The sequence below is a fragment of the Nonomuraea sp. NPDC050663 genome, assembly GCF_044456985.1.
GTDB lineage: Bacteria > Actinomycetota > Actinomycetes > Streptosporangiales > Streptosporangiaceae > Nonomuraea.
In genome coordinates, this window is sequence record NZ_JBITGL010000006.1 from 481,055 (window position 1) to 501,863 (window position 20,809).

General features: G+C 73.0%; 12 protein-coding genes. 6 read left to right on the forward strand and 6 right to left on the reverse strand.

The window, feature by feature from the left end:
* The first annotated feature begins 124 nt into the window (after positions 1-124).
* The 4 genes from ACIBH1_RS22490 to ACIBH1_RS22505 all read left to right on the forward strand — a co-directional run bounded on the left by ACIBH1_RS22490 (position 125) and on the right by ACIBH1_RS22505 (position 7,889).
* A complete protein-coding gene (locus tag ACIBH1_RS22490; protein ID WP_397315792.1) occupies positions 125-1,321 on the forward strand; it encodes a hypothetical protein in 1,197 nt (398 codons plus the stop codon).
* Complete coding sequence (locus ACIBH1_RS22495; protein ID WP_397315793.1) at positions 1,318-3,030, forward strand: PT domain-containing protein; 1,713 nt, start codon at positions 1,318-1,320, stop codon at positions 3,028-3,030. The genes ACIBH1_RS22490 and ACIBH1_RS22495 overlap by 4 nt, the downstream gene beginning before the upstream one ends.
* A 310-nt stretch (positions 3,031-3,340) precedes the next feature.
* Complete coding sequence (locus ACIBH1_RS22500; RefSeq protein ID WP_397315794.1) at positions 3,341-6,517, forward strand: chromosome partitioning protein ParA; 3,177 nt, start codon at positions 3,341-3,343, stop codon at positions 6,515-6,517.
* 79 nt (positions 6,518-6,596) lie between these two features.
* A complete protein-coding gene (locus ACIBH1_RS22505; protein ID WP_397315795.1) occupies positions 6,597-7,889 on the forward strand; it encodes a threonine/serine exporter ThrE family protein in 1,293 nt (430 codons plus the stop codon).
* Positions 7,890-7,938: 49 nt separating this feature from the next.
* On the opposite strand, the gene ACIBH1_RS22510 is transcribed toward ACIBH1_RS22505, so the two are convergent.
* On the reverse strand, positions 7,939-9,255 hold the full coding sequence (locus tag ACIBH1_RS22510) for a citrate synthase (RefSeq protein WP_397315796.1): 1,317 nt from the start codon (positions 9,253-9,255) through the stop codon (positions 7,939-7,941).
* A 59-nt stretch (positions 9,256-9,314) separates the two neighbouring features.
* Here ACIBH1_RS22510 and ACIBH1_RS22515 point away from each other — a divergent pair, with 59 nt between their 5' ends.
* Positions 9,315-10,532 carry a LeuA family protein gene (locus tag ACIBH1_RS22515; RefSeq protein WP_397315797.1) on the forward strand — a complete coding sequence of 406 codons (1,218 nt, stop codon included), beginning with the start codon at positions 9,315-9,317 and terminating at the stop codon, positions 10,530-10,532.
* Here ACIBH1_RS22515 and ACIBH1_RS22520 read toward each other — a convergent pair.
* The 4 genes from ACIBH1_RS22520 to ACIBH1_RS22535 are packed head-to-tail and all read right to left on the reverse strand — an operon-like array spanning position 10,480 to position 18,178.
* Positions 10,480-11,793 carry an NAD(P)/FAD-dependent oxidoreductase gene (locus ACIBH1_RS22520; protein ID WP_397315798.1) on the reverse strand — a complete coding sequence of 438 codons (1,314 nt, stop codon included), beginning with the start codon at positions 11,791-11,793 and terminating at the stop codon, positions 10,480-10,482. The genes ACIBH1_RS22515 and ACIBH1_RS22520 overlap by 53 nt on opposite strands.
* 35 nt (positions 11,794-11,828) lie before the next feature.
* Positions 11,829-13,088: an MFS transporter gene (locus ACIBH1_RS22525; RefSeq protein WP_397315799.1), complete on the reverse strand. Its 1,260-nt coding sequence runs from the start codon at positions 13,086-13,088 to the stop codon at positions 11,829-11,831.
* A 42-nt stretch (positions 13,089-13,130) separates the two neighbouring features.
* Positions 13,131-17,054, reverse strand: coding sequence for an AAA family ATPase (locus ACIBH1_RS22530; RefSeq protein WP_397315800.1), 3,924 nt, complete (start codon positions 17,052-17,054; stop codon positions 13,131-13,133).
* Positions 17,054-18,178, reverse strand: coding sequence for an exonuclease SbcCD subunit D (locus tag ACIBH1_RS22535; protein ID WP_397315801.1), 1,125 nt, complete (start codon positions 18,176-18,178; stop codon positions 17,054-17,056). Before ACIBH1_RS22535 ends, ACIBH1_RS22530 begins: the two co-directional genes overlap by 1 nt.
* A 106-nt stretch (positions 18,179-18,284) precedes the next feature.
* On the opposite strand from ACIBH1_RS22535, the gene ACIBH1_RS22540 reads away from it, so the two are divergent.
* Entirely contained in the window at positions 18,285-19,775 is a 1,491-nt protein-coding gene (locus tag ACIBH1_RS22540; protein WP_397315802.1) for an alpha/beta hydrolase family protein, read from the forward strand.
* Here ACIBH1_RS22540 and ACIBH1_RS22545 read toward each other — a convergent pair.
* Positions 19,748-20,674 (reverse strand): alpha/beta hydrolase, encoded by a 927-nt coding sequence (locus tag ACIBH1_RS22545; RefSeq protein ID WP_397315803.1) that lies wholly within the window; start codon positions 20,672-20,674, stop codon positions 19,748-19,750. The two genes, ACIBH1_RS22540 and ACIBH1_RS22545, sit on opposite strands and share 28 nt — an antisense overlap.
* Positions 20,675-20,809: the final 135 nt, after the last annotated feature.

The following is a 20,809-nucleotide window of genomic DNA, read 5'->3' on the forward strand; positions in this document are numbered from 1 at the left end:
TGCCGATTTGTCCCCCAAACAACGGAGGAAACGATAGCGGTCAGTTGTAGTGCAGGCCGCTATGTTTTCCCTATCGGGTCAACGGCGTCTGAGATTGTCGGACGCAGGCCGTACCTTAGAGCCCGTGCCTGAGGAGCTGCTGACCCTCGACGCCGCCCTGTCCGACGAGGCGGTCCTGTCGACCTATCGCCGCATGTTCGCCGCGCTGGCCCGCGACAGCGGCGCCGTCGTCGACGACCCCGCCCTGGTCGACATCGCCGAGACCCTGTTCGCGGCGTTCGCCGAGGCCGGCGAGGAGTGGCTGACCCACGAGCAGATGCGCGCCGTGTGCCGCGCCTACCCCTCCGAGCAGTTCGAGAACCGCCTGCGCGTGCTGCGCTCGCTCGGCGCCATCCGCGAGGTCTTCCCCAAGCCCAACCAGCTGCGCTACCGCGCCTCCTTCACCAGCGTCGTCGGGCTGATGTTCATCAGGCGCATGATGGACGACGGCGGCCAGTCCGAGATGCACCGGCTGCTGGCCCTCGAAGACCTCAACGTTGCCGATCCCCGCACCACCATGGAGGAAGCGCGGCAGTCGGCCGCCAACCTCACCCGCGCCTTCCGGCTGTGGGCGCTGGAGCTCATCACCCTGACCACGGGCACCATCGAGGAGCTGCGCGAGCAGGCGCCCAAGCTCTGGGGCACCGAAGAGATCGCCCAGCGCGCCCAGGGGCTCCACGGCACCATCCTCACCCGATGGCCCGCGCTCGACCGCGTCTGCACCGAACTGCGCGCCGCGATCTACTCCTACAGCGACGCCTCCCGCCGCGCCGCCGGACGCCTGGCTGACTCCGCGGGCACCACCCGCAACCTCACGCTGCTGCCCACCGAGACCTGGCGCACCTTCGCCCAGACCGCGTCCCGTTCCGCGCTCGCGGGCGTGCTCGACGGGTTCGTGTTCGACGCCCCGGCGCCTTGGCACGATCCAGCGGCCATCGCCCGCGCCGTCGACGAGGCCCCGCGCCCCGCACCCGCCCAGCCCACTCCCCCGCGCTCCGCCCTGCCCGACCCGGGCCCCTCCTCGGACCTGGCCGATCCGCCGGGCAACGAACGGCTCATCACCCTGGCCGAGACGCTGCTGGGATCGTCGCCGAAGGTGGCGCTGGCCGACGTCATCGGCGCCGACTGGCCGTCTGTCCGACGGCTGCTCGCCGACCTGACCACGATCGACCTGCGGCCCGAGCTGCCCTACCGGCTGGTGTGGACCGACACGCTGTCGGTGCGGCCCGAAGGCGAACCCACGTGGTTGTCGCACGGCTTCCTCGAGAGGGAGGCCTCATGACCACCGACGTTCCCCCGCCGGGCCGCCGCCCCTCAGGTGCCGATGACGTCACGCACGCGCACGTCCTGATCCGCTCCGGCGGCCCCCTGCGCCTCGCCGCCGGCACCCCCGCCCCCGCGGGCACCCTGCGGCTGTCGCACCCCGACTCCACGGGCCTGGCCCTCAGCGTGTGGCCCGACGGCGCGACCCCCTCCGTGCTGGAGGAGCACCAGATCCCCGCCATGCCCGTCGAACGCTCGGGCGAGACCCGGCGGGTGCTGGCGGCCTGCCTCAAGTGCTGCTGGGGCGACCTGTCCGTCGACCCGTGGCCGGGCCTGCCCGCACCGGCCGAGCTCGTGCTCGACACCTACCGGGCCCTGATCGGGCGATCCGACGACCTGATGCGCAACTGGGCGATCGGCGCGCTGCGGCGATTGCACGATTCGGCGTGGGTGGTGTTCGCGGACGGGGTGGTCATGCTGGGGCCGCGCTGCGCGACGTGGCCGGTGGAGTCGCATGCGCAGCTGAAGGAACTCGTCCGCCGCCTACCGGAACCCCAGCCTCTGGCGGGCGCCCTGCCGTACTCCGCGGCCGAGGAGCCGCCGCCGGCGACGGAACCCCCGGCGGCCACCGCCGCGCCGGCCACCGAACCGACGGGCACGGCCGATCCCGCACTCCCTACCGCCACCGAGCCCACCGAGCCCACCGAGCCCGCCACCGTCACCGAGCCCACCGAGCCCGCCACCGTCACCGGGGCCACCGGGCCCACCGGGCCCACCGAACCCACCATCGTCACCGGGCCCGCCACCGAGCCCACCATCGTCACCGGGCCCGCCGCCCCCACTGGGCCTGCCGCCGAGCCCACCATCGTCGCTGAGCCCTCGGGGGAGCCCACCCACCTGCCTTCGCCCCCACCTGGCGCCGCGTCGGCGAGTCGTGACACGGCGGAGCCCGGCGCCCATAACGCCGCCCAACCCACCGCTGAACCCACCGCTGAACCCACCGCTGAACCCACCGCTGAACCCACCGCTGAACCCACCGCTGAACCCACCGCTGAGCCCGCCGAGGCAGCCCCCTCCCCGCCCCCCACTTCCTTCATCGGCGGCCGAGTCGAGGGTGGCGAGTCGGCGGCCTTCGACGACATCCTCGACTCCTACGACGAGCGCAGCCGCGCCGAACTCGTCGCCGCCTTCATGGCCGTCGAGAACGCCGCGGAACCCGTCCAGGAAGCCCGCTTCGCCGCCCTGCGCGACCCGGCGCTCCGTAAGGCGCTCTCCGACATGCTCGCCCGCCGGGGCCGCGTCCTCATCCCGCAGCGCGAACGCTGGACCACCGGCTACGACGACCGCTGGAGCGCGACCACGCTGGGCGAGAGCGAGCGTGCCGTCCTGACGCTGGTGCTCGTGCACTCGGTGGCCATCCCGCGTGCCGAAGGGGTGCTGCCGGAGGACACCTGGCTCTCCCCTCACCCCACCCCGGCCGAGGAACTGCGCCGCCACACGCAGGTCCCGATCGGCGAGCTGGAGTCGGCCCTGCGCACGCTGCGGCATGCCGGTCTGCTCGCCACGGTGAAGTCCGGCGAGGAGGCGGGCGGTTACGTGCCAGGACCGCAGTTCCACCGCCTCACCCCGGCCGCGCGGCGGCGGCTGCAGGAGGAGCTGATCCTGGCCGCGGGACCGCAGACCCCGCTGGCCGCGGCAGTACGGGCGAGACGGGCGGCGGCCAGGTGACCGGACACCACGTCGGCCCGGCGCGGCCAGGCGACCAGACCGGCGACGGCCTCCCGGCGCGGCCGGGCGACCGGGCACATGGCGGCGGCCCGGTGCTGCCGAGTGCATGGGCGGAGATGGCGGCCTTGCGCGGCCAGGTGACCGGACAGCCAGCGGCCTCCCGGCACGACCAGGTGACCGGACACACGACGGGCTCCCGGCACGACCAGGTGGCCGGGCAGACGGCGGTGGTCCGGTGTGGCCGGGCGATGACGACTTGGCCGGCTGCGAGACGCCGGTGTGACGGGTGGAAAGGCAACGGGGGTAAGCGGTGACGCAGACGGAGAACATCGTCGGTGACAGGGTGCTGATCGCCGTGCAGGCGGTCAACATCTCGCGTCTGTCCACGCACCCCGTCCCCACCGTGCCCGGCACTCTCATCGTGGTCGCCGGGGCCGGGCCGAAGGACTCCAACGGCGCGGGCAAGTCGTCCTTCATCGCGTCGATCACGGCGCTGCTGGGCGACGAGCAGTGGCGGTTCGCGTCGGGTGCGAAGGCGGTGTCGGAGCTGCTGTTCAACGCCGAGCTGGCGAGCGGCGCGGGCGGCAGGCAGTGGGCGAGCGCGAACCACGGCTACATCGTCGGCGTGTTCGGCCATCCGCAGCACGGCGTCCCGGTGTCTCAGGAGGCTGGGCCGGTGCCGCAGGGGGCCGAGCAGGTGGCTGGGCCGGTGCCGCAGGGGGTCGAGCGGGTGGCCGGGGCGGTGCCGGACGAGGGCGAGGCGACCGGCGAGGGTGGGGTGCTGTTCGAGCAGGAGTCCGCCGAGGCGGTCACGGTGTGGTTGAAGGTCAGCCAGGAGGCGCCGCACCTGGAGATCCGGTGGAGGGACGGGGTGCACCTGGCCGCGGCGCATTCCGAGGCGGAGCGGGTGGCGCGGGCCGACGAGTTGTGGGCGTCGTTGCCGCGCTCGGCGGGGCGGCGCGACGTGGTGGCGCGCGATCTGACGAAGGTCCTGTACGGCGACCGCGTGCGCTGCGTGTCGTTCCTGTCGACGTCGGTGCGCAGCAAGGTGGCCACGAACCTGCTGTCGCAGCCGCTCAACGAGATCTCCCCCGAGCGGGTGTTCGAGGCGATCGCGGCGCTGACGGGGCTCGACTCGGAGCTGGAGCTGGAGCGCGAGGCCCGGCGCGACGAGCATGCCAGGCGGGTCAAGGCCGCGGAGGCGGGCGATCGGCTGGCGGAGTTCGAGGCGGAGTCGCGGGCGCTGGTGGCGACGTTCGACCGGCGTGACCAGGCGCGCGTACGGCTGGCGGAGGCGTTGCGGTGCTGGCGGGGCCGTCAGACGCGGCGGCTGGCCGACGCGGCCGACCGTGACGAGCACCTGGCCGCGCAGCTGGAGGGGCATCGTGCCGCCGAGGAGCGGGCGGTCGAGGCGATCGCCCTGGTCAAGGCGGAGATCGCGACGCTGAAGGACGACACCATGGACCGGCGGCTGGTCGACGCGCGCCGGGAGCTGGCGGCGTCGCAGGCGCGGGTGGCGAAGATGGAGTCGGATCGGGCGGTGGCGGAGAACTCCGCCGACGAGCTGCGCGGCCTGATCCCCGGGCTGGAGGAGACGCGGCGGCTGGCCGACGGCCGCGATGTGCCGGCGGCCGAGCGTGAGCTGGGTGAGGCGCGGCGGCGGCTGAACGACGCGTTGAAGGCGCTGGGGGTCGCCGATCGTGAGGTGGCCTCGGCTCAGGCGGCGCTCGACGACGCCGAGGGTGGTCCGGCGGCGGCCCAGCTCAACGCTTTGGTGGCGGCGGGGCTCTCCGCGACGGGGCTGCTCGACGCGCTGGACGTGGCCGAGCATGCCCGCGACGACGCCCGCGAGTCAGGCGCAGGCGGTGGCAGGACCGCCGCCGGTGATGGGGCCGGCGAGTCAGGTGCGACCGCGGCTGGTGGCGCCACCGGCACCTCAGGCACGATCGTCGGTGACGGCTTCGCGGGCCTTGATCTCAAGGGGCTGCGCGGCTGGCCGACCGAGCATGCCGTCATCGTCGACGCCTCCGATCTCGAGGGGGCGGCCAAGGCTCTGGCCGGGTTGCCCGGTTCCGTCCTGGTGAGCTCGGCCGGGGTGAGCGTCGTCGGGGCGTTCGACGGCGTGGCCACCGGCCGGGAGGCGCGCATCAAGGCGGCCGAGCTCCGCCTCCACCGCGCCAAGGACACCCAGGAGGAGGCCGCGCAAGCCGTACGGCAGGCGGAGGAGTCGGTCGCGGAGGGCCAGCAGCGGCTGGAGGGCGCCAAGGCCGGGGTGCGGCTGGCGGAGCTCGAGGGCAGGCTGGCCGAGCGGCGCGCCAAGCTGGCCGAGCTGACCGAGGCGCTCAACGAGCTGGTCCCACAGGTGGCGACGGCCGAGCAGGAGACGAGCACGCTCGACTTCCGCGCCCGCACCCGCGACATGGAGATCGAGCGCCTGGAGGGCCGCCGCCACCGTCACGAGGGCGAGCGCAACCAGGCCCGCGACCAGGCCGCGCAGGTGGGCAGGGAGCGCGAGGGGCTGAAGCTGGAGGAGCTGGTCCACGACTGGAACGGCTCCGTCGAGGGCGCCAGGGAGTGGATCGCGGCGCTGCCGGAGGAGGAGCGCCCGCGCACCTCCGACGAGTGGTGGCGCATCGCCGAACGGCACTTCGACCAGGCCTTCCGCGACACGTTCGGCGGCGACGACGAGGTGCCGGAGGAGCTGGCGTTCCTGATGTCGGAGCGGGCCGGGCGCACCTCGCGCGAGCAGGCGACGTTCGCGGCGGTCTGCGGGGCGCTGGCGTCGTACCTTCGCGGTCAGGAGGAGTACGAAAAGCATCAGCGCCGCCAGATCGAGACGCAGCTGTCGACCAGGCAGCGTGACCTGGCGGCGGCGACGAAGGGCGCGGAGGAGGCGGCGCAGTCGACGGCCGTGCACCGGGCGGCGCTGACGGCGGCGATCAAGGCCAGGCTGGTGCGGGTGGCGGAGGAGTTCGAGAAGCTCGACACCTCGTACGGCGGCTACGGCGCGACCCTGGAGTTCCCGGTGCCGCCCGCGCCCGCCGATCCCGAGCAGCGCTGGCAGTGGCGGGTCACGCCGAAGTGGAAGCGCGGCGAGGGCCAGGGCTTCGTGCCGTACAACCGGCGCGCCAACACGGCTCTCATGGACGAGAAGGCGGTCAAGCTGGTGTGCGCGGCGGCGATCGCCTCGTCGGGCGGCGGGCATCTGTGCCTGGTCCTCGACGAGCTCGGCCGCAACCTCGGCAAGGAGCACCGGCGGGAGGCGGTGGCGCTGTTCAGGCGCATCGGCGAGACTTACGGCATCACCGTGATCGGGGCGCTGCAGGACGACATGGAGCCGTACGCGATCGACGCGTGCGGGCAGTACATCAAGCTGCGCCGTTCCAGCGACGCCATGCCGTACAACGAGCCGCCGATCATCGTCGGGCACGATCAGCACGCCGAGCGGGTGAAGGCGCTGGCGGCGTACGTGGACAGGAGCGCGTAGCCGGGCCGAAGCTCCAATTCTTCGCCAAACGCCCGCGTTGCACCCATAGCGACCGGGATGTTGCCGCGAGGCTGGACGCGTGTACGCCGCTTCGGAAGCCGAGGGGCATCGCGCCATGGCCCTGGCGCTGAAGGTCGGCGAGCTGCTGCTGGGCAGCGGCGAGGCGACGGAGCGGGTGGGCGACGCGATGCGCCGCATCACCGAGACGTACGGCCTGCGCAACGTCGAGGTCGACGTCAACCTCTCGGCGCTCACGCTGTCGCAGGTCCCGGAGGACGGGCGCGCTGCCACGACGGCCGAGCGGCGGGTCAGGCGGCGCCAGCCCGACTACGACCGCCTGATCGCGGTCCACGACCTGGTCGGCGAGATCGTCTCGAGGCAGCTGACGCTGGCCGAGACCCACGAGCGGCTCAGGGAGATCACCCGCCGCACGCCGGTCTACCCGGGCTGGGCGGTCACCGTCTCCCTGGCGCTCATCTCGGCCTCGGCGGCGGTGCTGATCGGCGGCGGCGTGGTGGTGGCGATGGCGGCGTTCGTCGCGACCGTGCTGGGCGACCGGGCGAGTGCGTGGCTGTCGCGCCGCGGCGTGGCCGAGTTCTTCGGCCTGGCGACCGCGGCCGCGCTCGGCGCGCTGGTCGCGGTGCTGCTGATCTGGCAGGAGGTCAACGTGCAGGCCTCGGCTGTCGTGGTCGGCGCGGTGATCGCCCTGCTGCCGGGCCGTCCGCTGGTGGCGTGCGTGCAGGACGGCATCGCGGGCGAGTACGTGACCGCGACGGCGCGGCTGTCCGAGATCGTGTTCATCGTGGCGGCGGTGATCTCCGGGATCAGCACGACGCTCGTGGTGGCGGTGAAGCTGGGCGTGCCGATCACGATCGACAACGTGCCCACGGCGCCGCTCTCGGCGGCCTTCCCGCAGCTGGCGGGTGCGCTCGGGGTGAGCCTGACGTTCGCGGTCGCGTTGCTGGTGCCGCCGCGCCACCTGCTGGGCGGCGCGCTGGGCGGGCTCCTGATCTGGGTGGGTTTCGTCTTTCTGTCCCACCACGGATTCCCGTCGCTGGTGTCCACGACGATCTCGTCGGCGCTGGTCGGCGTGATCGGCACCGCCTACGCGCGGCGGGTGAACGTGCCGTCGATGGTGTTCGTGATCCCGGCCATCGGCCCGCTGCTGCCGGGAAGCATGTTGTACCGGGGCATGCTGGAGATGAGCCTGGGCGAGCTGTCGAACGGCACGCTGCACCTGATCGAGGCGCTGTCGATCGCGTTGTCGCTCGGCGCGGGGGTGATCCTGGGCGCGGAGATCCTGCGGGCCTTCCGCGGGCGCGACCTGGCCAGGCGCATCCGGCCCGCATCGCGCCGCACCCGCGGTTACTGAACCGCGGTTGGTGAGCTGCGGCTACTGAGCTGCGGTTGGTGAGCCGCGGTTACTGAGCCGCGCCCGGGTGCCGGCCGGTGTAGACGGCGCGCGGTCTCAGGAGCGTACGGCCGGCGTACTCCTCCATGGCGTGAGCCAGCCAGCCCGCGGTCCTGGCGACGGCGAAGATCGCTTCACCGGATCCCGGTGTCATGCCGCCGACCGCGACCAGCGTCGCCAGGGCGAAGTCGACGTTGGGAGCGGGCAGGCGCCTGCGGCGCAGCTCGTCCATCACGGCCCGGGCGCACAGCAGGCGCTCGTGGCCGGGGGCGGCCTGCTCGATGAGTTCCATGAGCACGCTCGCGCGGGCGTCGCCGTGCTTGTAGACGGTGTGGCCGAAGCCGGGGATGCGCTCGCCCCGCCGTACCCGCTCGGCGATCACGCGGGCGGCGCGGCCGGGGTGGTCGACCTCGGCGAGCAGGCGTTCGGCGGCGTAGGAGGCGCCGCCGTGCAGGGGGCCGCTGAGCACGCCGAGGCCGGTGAGGACGACGGCGTAGGGATCGGCCCTGGCGGAGGCGGCCACGCGGGCGGCGAGGGTGGAGGCGGCCAGTTCGTGATCGGCGAGCAGGACGAGGGCCGCCTGGAGGGCGGTCAGCAGGCGGGGCTCGGCGGGCCACGGGCCCAGGCCCCGCCAGAGCCGCCCGGCGACGGACGCCGTCCCGGCACACCCGGGCGAATCGCCATCCTCGAACCCGGGCGGGACGCTGTCTTCGAACCCAGGCGAATCGCCGCCCTCGAACCCCGGCGGATCGCCGCCCTCGGACCTGGGCGGGACGTCGGCGGGAGCGGATGACGGGCCGGCGGCGTGTGCTGGGCCGAGGGCGTCGACGAGGCCGGCGATGAGGCGGTGGCCGGTGGCGGCGACCGAGGCCGGGTCGAGGTGGAAGCGCAGCGAGTCGGTGGCCCCCAGCACGGTGGTGATCACCTGGAGCCGCTCGATCGGCAGCAGATGCTCGGGCACCGCCTGCCGCGCGGCCGCGACCGCCTCCGGCACGCTCTCCCACGTCCCCGGCGCCCCCCACAACCAGCCGGCAACCTCCTCGAAGGTGCACTCCCGGGCCAGCTCCAGGGCGTCGCGACCGCGATAGTAGGGCCGGTCCTCCCCCAGCAGCGTGATCGACGACTCGATGACCAGCTCCGACGGGCTGGGCGGCCGCCGGGGACGCCCCTTCCTGGCCAGCTCCTCGACCTCGGCGGGATCGAACAGGCTCCGCTTGCCGTCGTCGTCGCGCCGCCGCCTGAGCACTCCCCGGCTGACATAGGCGTACAGGGTCGCCTGCTTCACCCCGAGCCGCTCCGCCGCCGCGGCGGCATCGATCCACTCCACAAGACATTGATTATAATCAACATTGATCCACATTGAGAAGTGCTGTCAACGTGGAAGGCATGCCACGTATCCATTTCCTTGACGTCACCAACCGCGACGGCGTGCAGACCGCCAGGACGGGCCTGTCCAAGTTCGGCAAGACGATGGTCAACGTCTACCTGGCCAGGCTCGGCGTCGCCCAGTCGGAGATCGGCTTTCCCTTCCTGTTCCACGAGCAGCCCTACGTGCGCGCCCAGGTGGCGCTGGCGCAGGCGGGCGCGCTGGGCGATCTGCGGTTGTCCGGGTGGTGCCGGGGGGTGCGGGAGGACGTCGGCAAGGCCCTCCCCTTGGGCCTGAAGCACTACAACCTGTCCATCTCGACGTCCGATTACATGATCCAGAACAAGTTCAAGGGCAGGCTCGACCGCAAGGCGATCATCGCCGAGATGACCGCGGCGGTCCGCGCGGCCAAGGACGGCGGCGCCGAGACGGTGGGTGTCAACGCCGAGGACGGCTCACGCACCGACGAGGGATTCCTGCTGGAGTTCGCGCTGGCCGCCAGGGAGGCGGGCGCCGACCGGGTGCGCTACTGCGACACCATCGGCGGCGAGAGCCCCGGCCACATCCGCGAGCGGTTCGCCAGGCTGGCCAGCGCCACCGGCCTGCCCATCGAGACGCACTGCCACAACGACCTGGGCATGGCCGTGGCCAACTCCGTCGCCGGCGCGCTGGGCGATCTCGAGGCGGGTCAGGACGCGTGGATCAACACCTGTGTCAACGGGATCGGCGAACGGGCGGGCAACGCCGACCTGCTCTCGACGATCCTGGCCTTCCAGCACGGCTTCGGCCTGGAGAAGACCGAGATCGGCGACGCGCTCGACCTGTCGTGGGCGCGCAGGTTCGCGTTGTGGGCGAGCTACGCCTTCGGCCAGCCTCTGCCGTACAACCAGGTCGGGGTGGGGCGCAACGCCTTCGCCCACGAGTCGGGCATCCACGCCGACGGGGCGCTGAAGGATCACGGCAACTACGAGCTGTTCGACGAGGCGGCGCTCGGGCCGTTCCCGGCCGACTGGCACGGCCGGGAGGGGCGGGTGGTGCTGACCGGGGAGTACGGCGGCAAGGCCGGGTTCCGGCACGTCATGGAGGGGCTCGGTGCCGAGGTCGCCGACGAGGAACTGGCCTTCCAGCTGGTGCAGCTGTGCAATGCGATGACCGGCCGGCCCCTCACCGACGACGAGCTGCGCCTCATCGCGGCGTACCCGCGGGAGCTGGCGCTGCTGTTTCCAGGGCAGCTCTGAAGTCGTCGCCCGCGTGCTCGATGCCGCTCAGCTGGACGGCCTCGCGGCGGAAGAGCATCGCCAGGGTCCAGTTGCCCAGCACCTTGGCCTTGTGGCTGAAGGTGGGCACCCAGCCGAGGTGGTAGGCGCGGTGCGCCAGCCAGCCGAGGAAGCCGGTGAGCTTGACGCCGTAGACCTGGGCGACGCCCTGGTGGTGGCCGAGGCCGGCGACCGAGCCGAGGTAGGCGTGCCGGTACGGCTTGAGCTCCCTGCCCCTGACGTAGGCGGCCAGGTTCCTGGCCAGGTGCTTGGCCTGCCGTACGGCATGCTGGGCGTTGGGGGCGGTGAACTGGCCGGGCTTGGTCAGGTCGGGCACGGCGGCCCCGTCACCGGCGGTGAACGCGTCGGGCACGCCCTCGACGGTCAGGTACTCCGTGGCCTTGATGCGCCCCGCGCGGTCGAGAGGCAGGTCGCTGGCCTGGGCGAGGGGGTTGGGCTTGACGCCCGCCGCCCACACCAGGGTCCCGGCCTGCAGGCGGGTGCCGTCGGCCAGGACGACCAGGCCGCCCTCCGCCGAGGTGAGCGTGGTGTTGAGGTGCACCTCGACGCCGCGCCTGGTGAGCGCCTCGACGGTCCACTCGCCCAGCGTGCCGTCGAGCTCGGGCAGGATCCTGCCGGTCGCCTCGACGAGCAGCCAGCGCGGCTTCAGCTCCGGGTGACGGCGCACCGCGTCGTCGGCCATGGCCTGCAGCTCGGCGAGCGCCTCCACCCCGGCGAACCCGCCGCCGACCACGACGAACGAGAGCGCCTCGTCGCGCACGGCCGGGTCGTCGGTCGAGGCGGCCAGCGCGATCCGCTCCAGCACGTGGTTGCGCAGGTGCACCGCCTCGCCCAGGGTCTTGAAGGCCACCGCGTGCTCGGCCAGTCCGGGGATCGGCATCGGCCGGCTGACCGAACCGGCCGCCATCACCAGGATGTCGTAGCCGACCACCCTGGCCGGGCCCTGCGCGGGCTGGAACTCCACGCTGCGGGTGAAGTGGTCGACGCGGGTCACCCGGCCGGTCAGCACCCTGGCGTGCTTGAGCACCCGCTCCAGCGGGGCGGCGACGTGGCGCGGCTCGATCGCGCCGCCCGCCGCCTCCGCGAGGAAGGGCTGGTAGGTCATGTAGCCACGGGGGTCGATCACCGTGACCGTGGCCTCGCCCCTGCGCACCAGCCGGCGCAGTCCGAGTGCCGTGTACATGCCGACGTATCCGCCACCGACGATCAAAATGTTCTTCATGCCAGGTAGACGGGGCAGCGTCCGGCTTTGTGACATCACAGGCGCACTTTTCTCGTCTCCGGCAGCATCAGCACGCTACCCAGGCTCAACGCCGCCATCGCCGACACGTAACCGCCGATCGCGAGCGAGCCGAGACCGCTCGCCTGCATCTGGGTGGCCACCAGCGGCGGCACCGCCCCGCCGACCACGCCGCCGAGGCTGTAGGCGAGGGAGGCGCCGCTGTAGCGGTACTCCGTGCGGAACAACTCGGGCAGGTAGGCGCCCATCGGGCCGTACACCAGTCCCATGACGAACAGCGCGCCCGCCATCGCCATCGCGACCGCCGCCGTCGACCTGGTGTCCATCAGCGGGAACATCACCGGCCCCCACACCACCGCGGCCAGCGAGCCGGCGATGAGCGTACGGCGACGCCCGATCCTGTCGGAGATCAGGGCGGACATGACGGTGCCCGCACCCATGAACACCACGCCGAACAACAAGACCGCCAGCATGGTGTCGCGCTCGATGCCCAGCGTCCTGGTGCCGTAGGCCAGGCCGTACGTCGTGGAGGTGTAGAACAGGGTGTAGCCGATCACCATCGCGCCCGCGCCGAGCAGCACCCGCCCGCCCTGGGCGCGCAGCAGCGCGGCGACCGGCACCCTCGCGATGCGGCCCTGCTCGACGGCCTCGCGGAAGACCGGCGTCTCGGCGATCCGCACCCGGATGTAGAGGCCGACGACCACCAGCAGCAGGCTCGCGACGAACGGCACGCGCCAGTGCTCGGTGCCCGCCAGCATGAACGCCACGGTCGCGCCGACGAAACCCACCGACGGGCCGAGCTGCGGGAAGATCGCATAGCGGCCGCGCTCGCCGGGCGGCGCGTGCTCGGTGGCCAGCAGCGCCGCCCCGCCCCACTCGCCGCCCAGGCCGATGCCCTGCAGGAACCGCAGCGCCACCAGCAGCGCCGGCGCGGCCACCCCGATCGCCGCGTAGTCGGGCAGCAGGCCGATCGCCACCGTCGACAGCCCCATCAGCAGCAGCGAGACGACCAGCACCGAGGTGCGGCCGACCCGGTCGCCCCAGTGGCCGAAGATCGCCGAGCCGAGGGGGCGGGCGACGAAGGCCACCGCGAACGTCGAGAACGCGGCCAGCGTGCCGGTCAGCGGGTCCAACTGGGGGAAGAAGGCCTCGTTGAACACCAGGGCAGCGGCGGTGCCGTAGATGAAGAAGTCGTAGAACTCGATCGCCGTGCCGGCCAGGCTGGCGATCGCGATCCTGGCGGTGCTGGGGCGGGCTGCGGCGGGGGCTTGGATCATGCCCCCATCATTACCCTATGCATTCGCCCAGGCACCCTCTGTTCACCCCGGAGTGGTCACCGACACCGTCGAGCCGCTGCGGGTCTTGGAGACCCTCAACTGGGCCGGGATGCGCGTGCGCAGCTCGGCCACGTGGCTGACGATCCCCACCGCCCTGCCGCCGTCACGCAGGCCGTCGAGGATGTCGAGCACCCCGTCGAGCGTGTCTTCGTCGAGCGTGCCGAAACCCTCGTCGACGAACAGGGTGCCGATCTCGGCGCCGCCCGACTCGGCGGCGACCACGTCGGCCAGTCCGAGCGCCAGGGCGAGAGAGGTGATGAAGCTCTCGCCGCCCGACAACGTCGCCGGGTCACGGTCGACGCCCGTCCAGCCGTCGGCCACCCGCAACCCCAGGCCGCCGCCCGCCCTGCCGCGGGCCCCCGCCGTCTTCCGCAGGTCGTGCTGCAGCTGGTAGCGGCTGCCCGACATGTGGTCGAGCCGCTCGTTGGCCGCCTCGACCACCTGCCGCAGGCGCTCGCCCAGCACGAACGACGACAGGCTCATGCTCCACTGGTTGTCGCCGCTGGTGCCGCTCGCCAGCGCCGCCAGCCGCTCGGCCAGCCGGTGGCGCTCGGCCGCCGGAGCCCAGGCGGCCAGGCAGGCGGCCAGCTCGTCGTGCAGCGTCGCCAGGCGGCGCTCCCGGCTCACCGCGCGGTCGCGGGCCGAGGCGCGGGCGGTGTGGTCGCGCTCGCGCTCCTCCAGCTCGGCGTGCAGCGCCCGCAGGTCGGGCACCGGCTGCGCGGCGGCCGCCACCAGCTGGGGGTCGGCCAGCGTGCTGGTGACCGCGGCGTGCTGGGCGTCGAGCTCGCGCAGCCGCCCGGCCCTCGCCTCCCGCTCGGCCGGGGTACGCGCGGCGTCCTGCGCGTCGGCCGCGCTGTCGAAGCCCGCCTCGGTGGCTGCGGTCTCGGCCTCCTCGACGGCCTTGAGGTGCTCGGCCACGGCCGCGCTCGCGTCCTGGATCGCGTCGAGCGCCTCGCGAAGCAGCTCGGCCTCGTCGCCCAGCCGGGACAGGCGCGCGGTCAGCGTGGGGTCGTCGCCCCTGGCGCTGTCGAGACGGGCCGTCAGGCGCCCGGCGTCGGCGCTCAGCTCTTCACGGCGGGTACGGCAGGCGGCCAGGCGGGCGGTGACGCGCTTGGAGTCGTCGTCGAGGTGGAGCTGCTGCGTGCGCAGCCGCTCGGCCTCGGCGGCCAGGGCGTCGAGGCGCGCGGCCGAGTGGCGGAGACGCGCCAGGTCCTGCTCGGCATCGGCCAGCAACCGGCGCCCTTCGCCATCGGCTTGGTGCGGCCCCTCGACGGTCGTCGTCCGGGCCGGGTCGGGCGTCTCCTTTCCGCGAGCCGGGTCGGGCGACGGCGCGCTGGACTCACCAGGCTCAGCGTCGGGGGACGGCTCAGCGGACGGCGCGACGCGCGACGACGCGACGGGCGACGACGCGATGCCGTTCGGCGAGTCCGTGCAGTGCGACGAGTCCGTGCCGTTCAGCGAGTCCGTGCCGTGGGGCGGCTCCACGACGTGCGGCGGCTGCGTCGTGGCGGGTGGTGGAGTCGTGAGGCGGGTCAGGAGGCGGGAGCGTTCGGCCTGGAGCTGGGTGCGGTGGGTGCGATGGGCGGCCAGGGCCTCGCCGACGGCGCGGGCCTGCTCGCGCACGCGCTCCCGCTCCGCCTCCACCCGATCCAGCTCCCCGAGCAGCGACGGCTCCTGGTCGGCCACGGACTCCAGCCGGTCGAGCTCCTCCTGCGCCAGGATGAGCGCCTGCTCGGCCTCCTCCGGGTCGAGGTCGCCCGCCGCCTCGGCCAGGCGTGAGCGCAGGGCGGCCACCGCCACCTCGGCGGCCTCGCGTTCGGCGTGCGCCTCCTCGTGGGCCGACTCGGCCGCGTGCTCGTCGTCGGCCGACGGCGCGCTGGGGGCGGGGGCGGCGGGGCTCGGGTGGTCCTCCGAGCCGCACACCGCGCACGGGTCGCCCTCGGCCAGGTCGCGGGCCAGCTCGGCGGCCATGCCCTCGATGCGGGCCTGGCGGATGTCGAGCCAGCGTTCGCGCGACTCCTGGGCGCGGTCGACCAGCTCCTGCAGCGCGCCGGACGCCGACTCCAGTTCGGCGGTCAGGATCTCTCTGCGCCTGGCCGACTCGAGGGCGGACGTCGCCGAGTCCACTGCGGCGCGGGCGGAGGGTACGGCGGCGGCCTGGGCGCGGACCTCGGCCAGGCGGGCGGTGATGTCTGCCATCCGGTCGGGCAGTTCGGCGTCGAGCGCGGACACCTCGGCCTCGCGCTCGGAGAGGGTTTCCAGTTCGGCGGCCAGGTGGAGCAGGTCTCGCTCGACGGCGATCAGGTCGCGGGCGGCGGCGACGACGGCTTCGACGGCGGGGATGCGGGCGGCGTCGAGCCTGGCCTCGGCGAGGGCGGTCTCGACCTCGCGCAGGCGTTGCGGGAGGGCTGCCAGGCGGGTGGCGATGGTCTCGTCGGCGGTGGTGAGCTCGGCGAGCTCGGCTTCGGTGCGGCCCAGGTCGCGGCGGACCACGAGGAGTCTGGCTTCCTCGGTGAGGAGCTCGGAGAGCCTGGCCATCTCGCGCTGCCGTTCACGCTCGAGCTGGGCCAGCTGCTGTGCGAGATCCTCGGCGGCGTGCTCGGTTTGATGCCCGGCCGGATGGGCGGCTCCGTGGTCGGCGTGGTGCCCGGAGTCGGGGCGCGGCTGGGGGGCCTGGCCGTCCGGGTGGCGTGGCAGGAGTTGGCGGGCTCTGGCGACGGCGTCGGCGGCGAGGGTGCGGGTCTTGCGCACCGCCTCCGCGCGCTGGCGGGCTCCGGCGATCAACGGGAGCACCCGGTCGGCTCTGGCCGCGTCGTCGAGGATGGCGACCAGGTCGGCGCGTTCGTCGGCGCGCTCGTCGAGGGTGCGGCGCAGGGTGAGCGCCTCGGCGTGCCTGCGCTGGCGGTCGGCGAGGGTGGTGGCTTGGTCGAAGGAGAGCCTGGCGGCGCGCAGGGCGCCCTCGGCGGCGGTGGCGGCCTCGGTCGCTCGGGTGGCGGCGGCTCCGGCCTCGGCGTGGACGGCTCGGGACCAGGGCAGCTCTTCACCGGGCGCGCCTGCCGTACCGGCGGAGGCACGCGGTCCGGCGGGCGCGGAACCGGGGACGGCGGAGGCCGAAGCGGAGAGGGCCGACGCAGAGGAGGCCGACGCAGAGGAGACCGACGCAGAGGAGACCGACGCAGAGGACACCGCAGCAGAGGACACCGCAGCAGCCGAAGACACCGCCGTGAGAAGAGCCTCCCCCGCTGCCTCCTCGATCCGGTGCACCGCGAAGTCGACCTGCTGCCGCAGCTCCTGCTGCCCCCGCCAGGTGAGCTTGCGCTGCTCCGCCAGCCACGCCTCCGCCTGCGTGAACACCTTCACCGTGAACAGCCGCTCCAGCAGCCGCCGCCGTTCGTCGCCGTCGGCCCGCAGGAACCGCGCGAAGTCGCCCTGCGGCAGCATGGCGACCTGGCAGAACTGGTCGCAGTTCATCCCGAGCAGCCCGCCGACCAGGTCGCCGGCCTCGTCGGCCCGGGTGGTGAGGCCGTTCCACGAGGTCTCCCCCGCCCGCTCGGAGACGACGACCTTGGCTTTCTCCTCGGTGAATCCGCTCCCCCGCAGTTTGGGGCGCTGCCAGGCGGGTGAGCGCTCGATGCGCAGGCGGCGTCCCCTGATGGTGACGTCGAGCACGACCGAGGGTCCGACGCCGGCGGGCGCGTGGTCGCAGCGCAGCGAGCGGGCGCTGTTGCGCTGCCCCGGCACCTGCCCGTAGAGGGCGTAGCACAGGGCGTCGAGGATGGTGGTCTTGCCCGCCCCGGTGGGTCCGTGGACGAGGAAGAGCCCGGCTTCGGCCAGGGCGTCGAAGTCGACCCGCTCGGTGCCGGGGAAGGAGCCGAAGGCGGTCAGGGTGAGCAGGTGGGGCCGCACTAGGAGTTTGCCTCCTTGAGCCGGGAAGCCTCGATGGCCGCACGCAGCAGCGCCTCCTCGTCGGGCGAGGCGGCCTCGCCGCGCACCTCTCGCACGAAGTCGAGGGCGACCTCGCTCTCCGGCCGCCCGGCGAGGCGGGGCAGCGGGACGGCCGGGGAGGCCCCGACCGGGTCGAAGGAGAGCGCGAGGGTGTGCGGGAAGCGAGCGCGCAGGCGGTCCATCGCCGCCTTGGGGCGGACCGGGTCGGTGAGGGTCACCTGCAGCCAGTGGCTTTCGTGGTCGGAATAGCGGGACGAGGTGAGCAGGTCGTCGAGCATGCCGCGCAGCCGCCCGACGGGGCGGGGCACGGGCGCGGCGACGAAGCCGGCCGAGGCGAATCCGGAGGAGTCGATGTCGACCAGCCAGCAGCCCTTGACCTGGTTGGCCTCCGAGAAGGAGTAGGCCAGGGGCGAGCCGGAGTAGCGCACGGACGTCGACATCTGCTGCCGCCCGTGCAGGTGGCCCAGCGCCACGTAGGAGACGCCGTCGAAGGCCGTCAGCGGCACGTGGGCGACGCCGCCGACGCTGATGTCGCGTTCGCTGTCGCTGGCCTCGCCCCCGGTGACGAAGGCGTGGGCGAGCACCACGGAGGGTCCGCCGTGCCGTACGAGGTCGGCCCTGACCTTGTCCATGGCGTGGCCGAGCGCGGCGGTGTGGGTGCGTGACTCGAGCTCCCACGGGCCGCGCACCAGCTCGGGTTCGAGGTAGGGGATGCCGTAGAAGGCGACGCCGTCGATGTCGATCGGCTCCCAGGAGCGTGACGGGTCGGTGCGCAGGTGCACCCCTGCCGCGTCGATCAGGTCGGAGCCGAAGCCGAGGCGACGGGCGGAGTCGTGGTTGCCGCTGATGATCACGACGCGGACGCGCTCGGCGACCAGGCGCCGCAGGGCCTCGTTGCACAGGGCGACCGCGTCGACGGGCGGCAGGGCCCGGTCGTAGACGTCTCCGGAGATCGCCACCACCTCGACCCGCTCGGCCCTTACCGTCTCGACCAGGTGGTCGACGAAGGCGGCCTGCGCCTCGAGGAGGCTCTCCCGATGGAAGGAGCGTCCGAGGTGCCAGTCGGAGGTATGCAGCACGCGCATGTCCCAGGAAGCTAACAGGTCCCACTGACAAAGGTGGTCCCAGCGACACGCCACGCGGGAGTAGCCTTGAAGATCAGCGGGCAAAACAATACACATGGGGAGGCCGATGGGCGCCGGTCGTGGCACCTTGGGCGTGGCCGCCGGACTGGTACTCCTGGCTCTGGCGACTCTGGGTTACGCCTTGCCTCCTGCCTTCGACCCGCCTCCCCTCCAGGTGGACGCGGCTTTCCAGTCTCTGCCCGCGCAGCCGGAGTACGAACGCAGGCCGGTGGTGGCGGCCGATCCCTACCGCACCGAGAAGATCACGATACCGGCCGTCGGCCAGCAGCTCCAGGCGACCGTGCGCGCGCCCGCGACGCCGGGACGCCATCCGGCCATGGTCTTCATCTCCGGCTCGGGCAACGGCTCGCAGGAGGAGTTCGTGCCGCAGGCCGAGTTCCTCGCCGCCGCCGGGGTGGTGACGCTGGCCTTCGACAAGCGCACGGTCGGCTACAACTTCCGCGACCGCGACTTCTCGCTCCTCGCCGACGACGCCCTGCGCATGATCAAGTATCTGCGCAGCCGTCCCGACGTCGACCCGAACCTGGCCGGGATCTGGGCCGTCAGTGAAGGCGGCTGGGTGGCCCCGATCGCCGCCGCCGACCCCGACGTGGGCTTCGTGGTCCTGATCTCCTCGCCCAACGTCTCGCCGCTGAGCCAGGTCGCCTGGGCGCTCAACGAGCAGCTGCTGCGCCTGCGGGCGCCTGCGGGCGTGCGCGACCTGCTGACCAGGGCGATGGGCAACTTCGGCTTCGACTTCCTGCGCCACGACGCGGTGCCCGCGCTGCGGCAGATGCGCCAGCCGGTCCTGGCCCTGTACGGCACGACGGACCCGTCGATCCCCTTCGTCGAGAGCACCCAGGCGCTCACCAAGGCCCTCACCGAGACGGGCAACGACAAGTTCACCATCCGCTTCCTCGACCAGGCCGACCACGCCATGCGCATCGCCGGAGGCCCGTTCGCCCCGGGCTACCTGGAGACGCTCGCCAACTGGATCAAGGCCCTGCCCGGCGCCGCCAAGCCCACGCTGCCCATCGCCGGGGCCACCCCCACGCAACGTTTCCAGGCCAGCGACGTGCCCGCCGCCCCCTGGTACGCCGGCGGCACCATGCTGGGGCTGACGATCTGCCTGGCCGCCGTCGGCTACGTAGCGGGGCCGTTCGCCGAGCTGGTCGTACGGCTGCGCGGCCGCCCCCTGACGGCGGCGGTGCACAACGCGGAGTTGTGGGCGCCGATCCGGCGCAGGCTGCGCCGCATGGCCTGGACCGGGCTGGGGCTGCTCGCCTCGGTCATCGCGTTCATCACGCTGCTGGTGATGTTCTCGGTCAACCAGGCGGGCGCCTGGCCGGCGGTGCTGTCGGGGTGGCTGATCGTGCGCGTGCTCGCCGTACTGATGCTCCTGCAGGAGGTCACGGCGGTGGCGACGGTCGTGTCGGCCCTGCGTGACGGCATGCGGCCCACGCGCGGCCAGCACGTCGCGATCGCCGGCGTGCTGGGCGGCACCGGCCTGCTGCTGGTCGCGGCCGCCTACTACGGGCTGTTCTCGTTCCCCTGGTAGGAGATGTAGGCCGACATCCAGCGGTCGACCTCGGCGAAGACCTGCTTGCGCACCGGCTCGGCCGACAGGACCAGGTCGTGCACGCCGTCCTGGACGCGCACGCACGTCACGTGCGGGCCGAGGCAGGGCGCCCAGCGGGCGATCTGGCGCGGGTCGAGCACGATGTCGGCGCTGCGCGCCTCGGGCACGAAGTCGCGCACCCGCAGCCCCGTCGAGGAGCTGAGCACCAGGACCGGCACGTCGATCGCCAGGCCGCCGTGCAGCCGCCGCTGCGCCCGTCGGATCGCCGCCAGCCACATGGCGTGCACGGCGAAGCCGCCGTGGGGCTTCATCTCCAGGTCGTAGTCCCATTCGCCGCCGTGGTCGCGGTGCAGGCTGTAGCCGTACGCCATGCTGACGCCGAGGGGCAGCGCCCTGACGGAGTACGACAGCGGCCCCCTGAGCACGTCGGCGGCCAGCCGCAGCGGCACGGGCACGTTGAGGTCGAAGAAGGGGCTGTTGAGCACCAGGCCGTCGACGAGCCCCCTGCCGCGCACCCGGTCGGCCCACAGGGCGGCGGTCAGGCCGCCGGTGGAGTGGGCGTTGACGGTCAGCTCGTCGTGGTCCTGCCGGATGATCCGGACCGCCTCGTCGATCTCCGGGAAGTAGTCCGTGATGCTCTTGATCAGCCCGCGGGTCTGGTGCGGCAGCAGCGAGCGGCCGTACTTGCGCAGGTCGAGCGCGTAGAAGTCGATACCTTGGGCGAGATAGTGCTCGGCCAGGTGGTCTTGGAAGAAGTAGTCGGTGAAGCCGTGGATGTACAGAACCGCCCGCCGCGACCCGGTCCGCCGGGAGATGAGGGTGGCGACGACCTCACCCTCGAAATCCGCGGGCATGCGCAAAACGGTGATCTCGTACATGGGACACACGCTATTCCACGGAAGCTGGGCGCATGATGGAGGGGGAGGCGCTTCAATACTGGGGACCGGCGTTCGCCGGATGTTAACTCTCCCCTTAGCTCACATTTGAGGGTATTTCCGTATGCTCCTGGACGG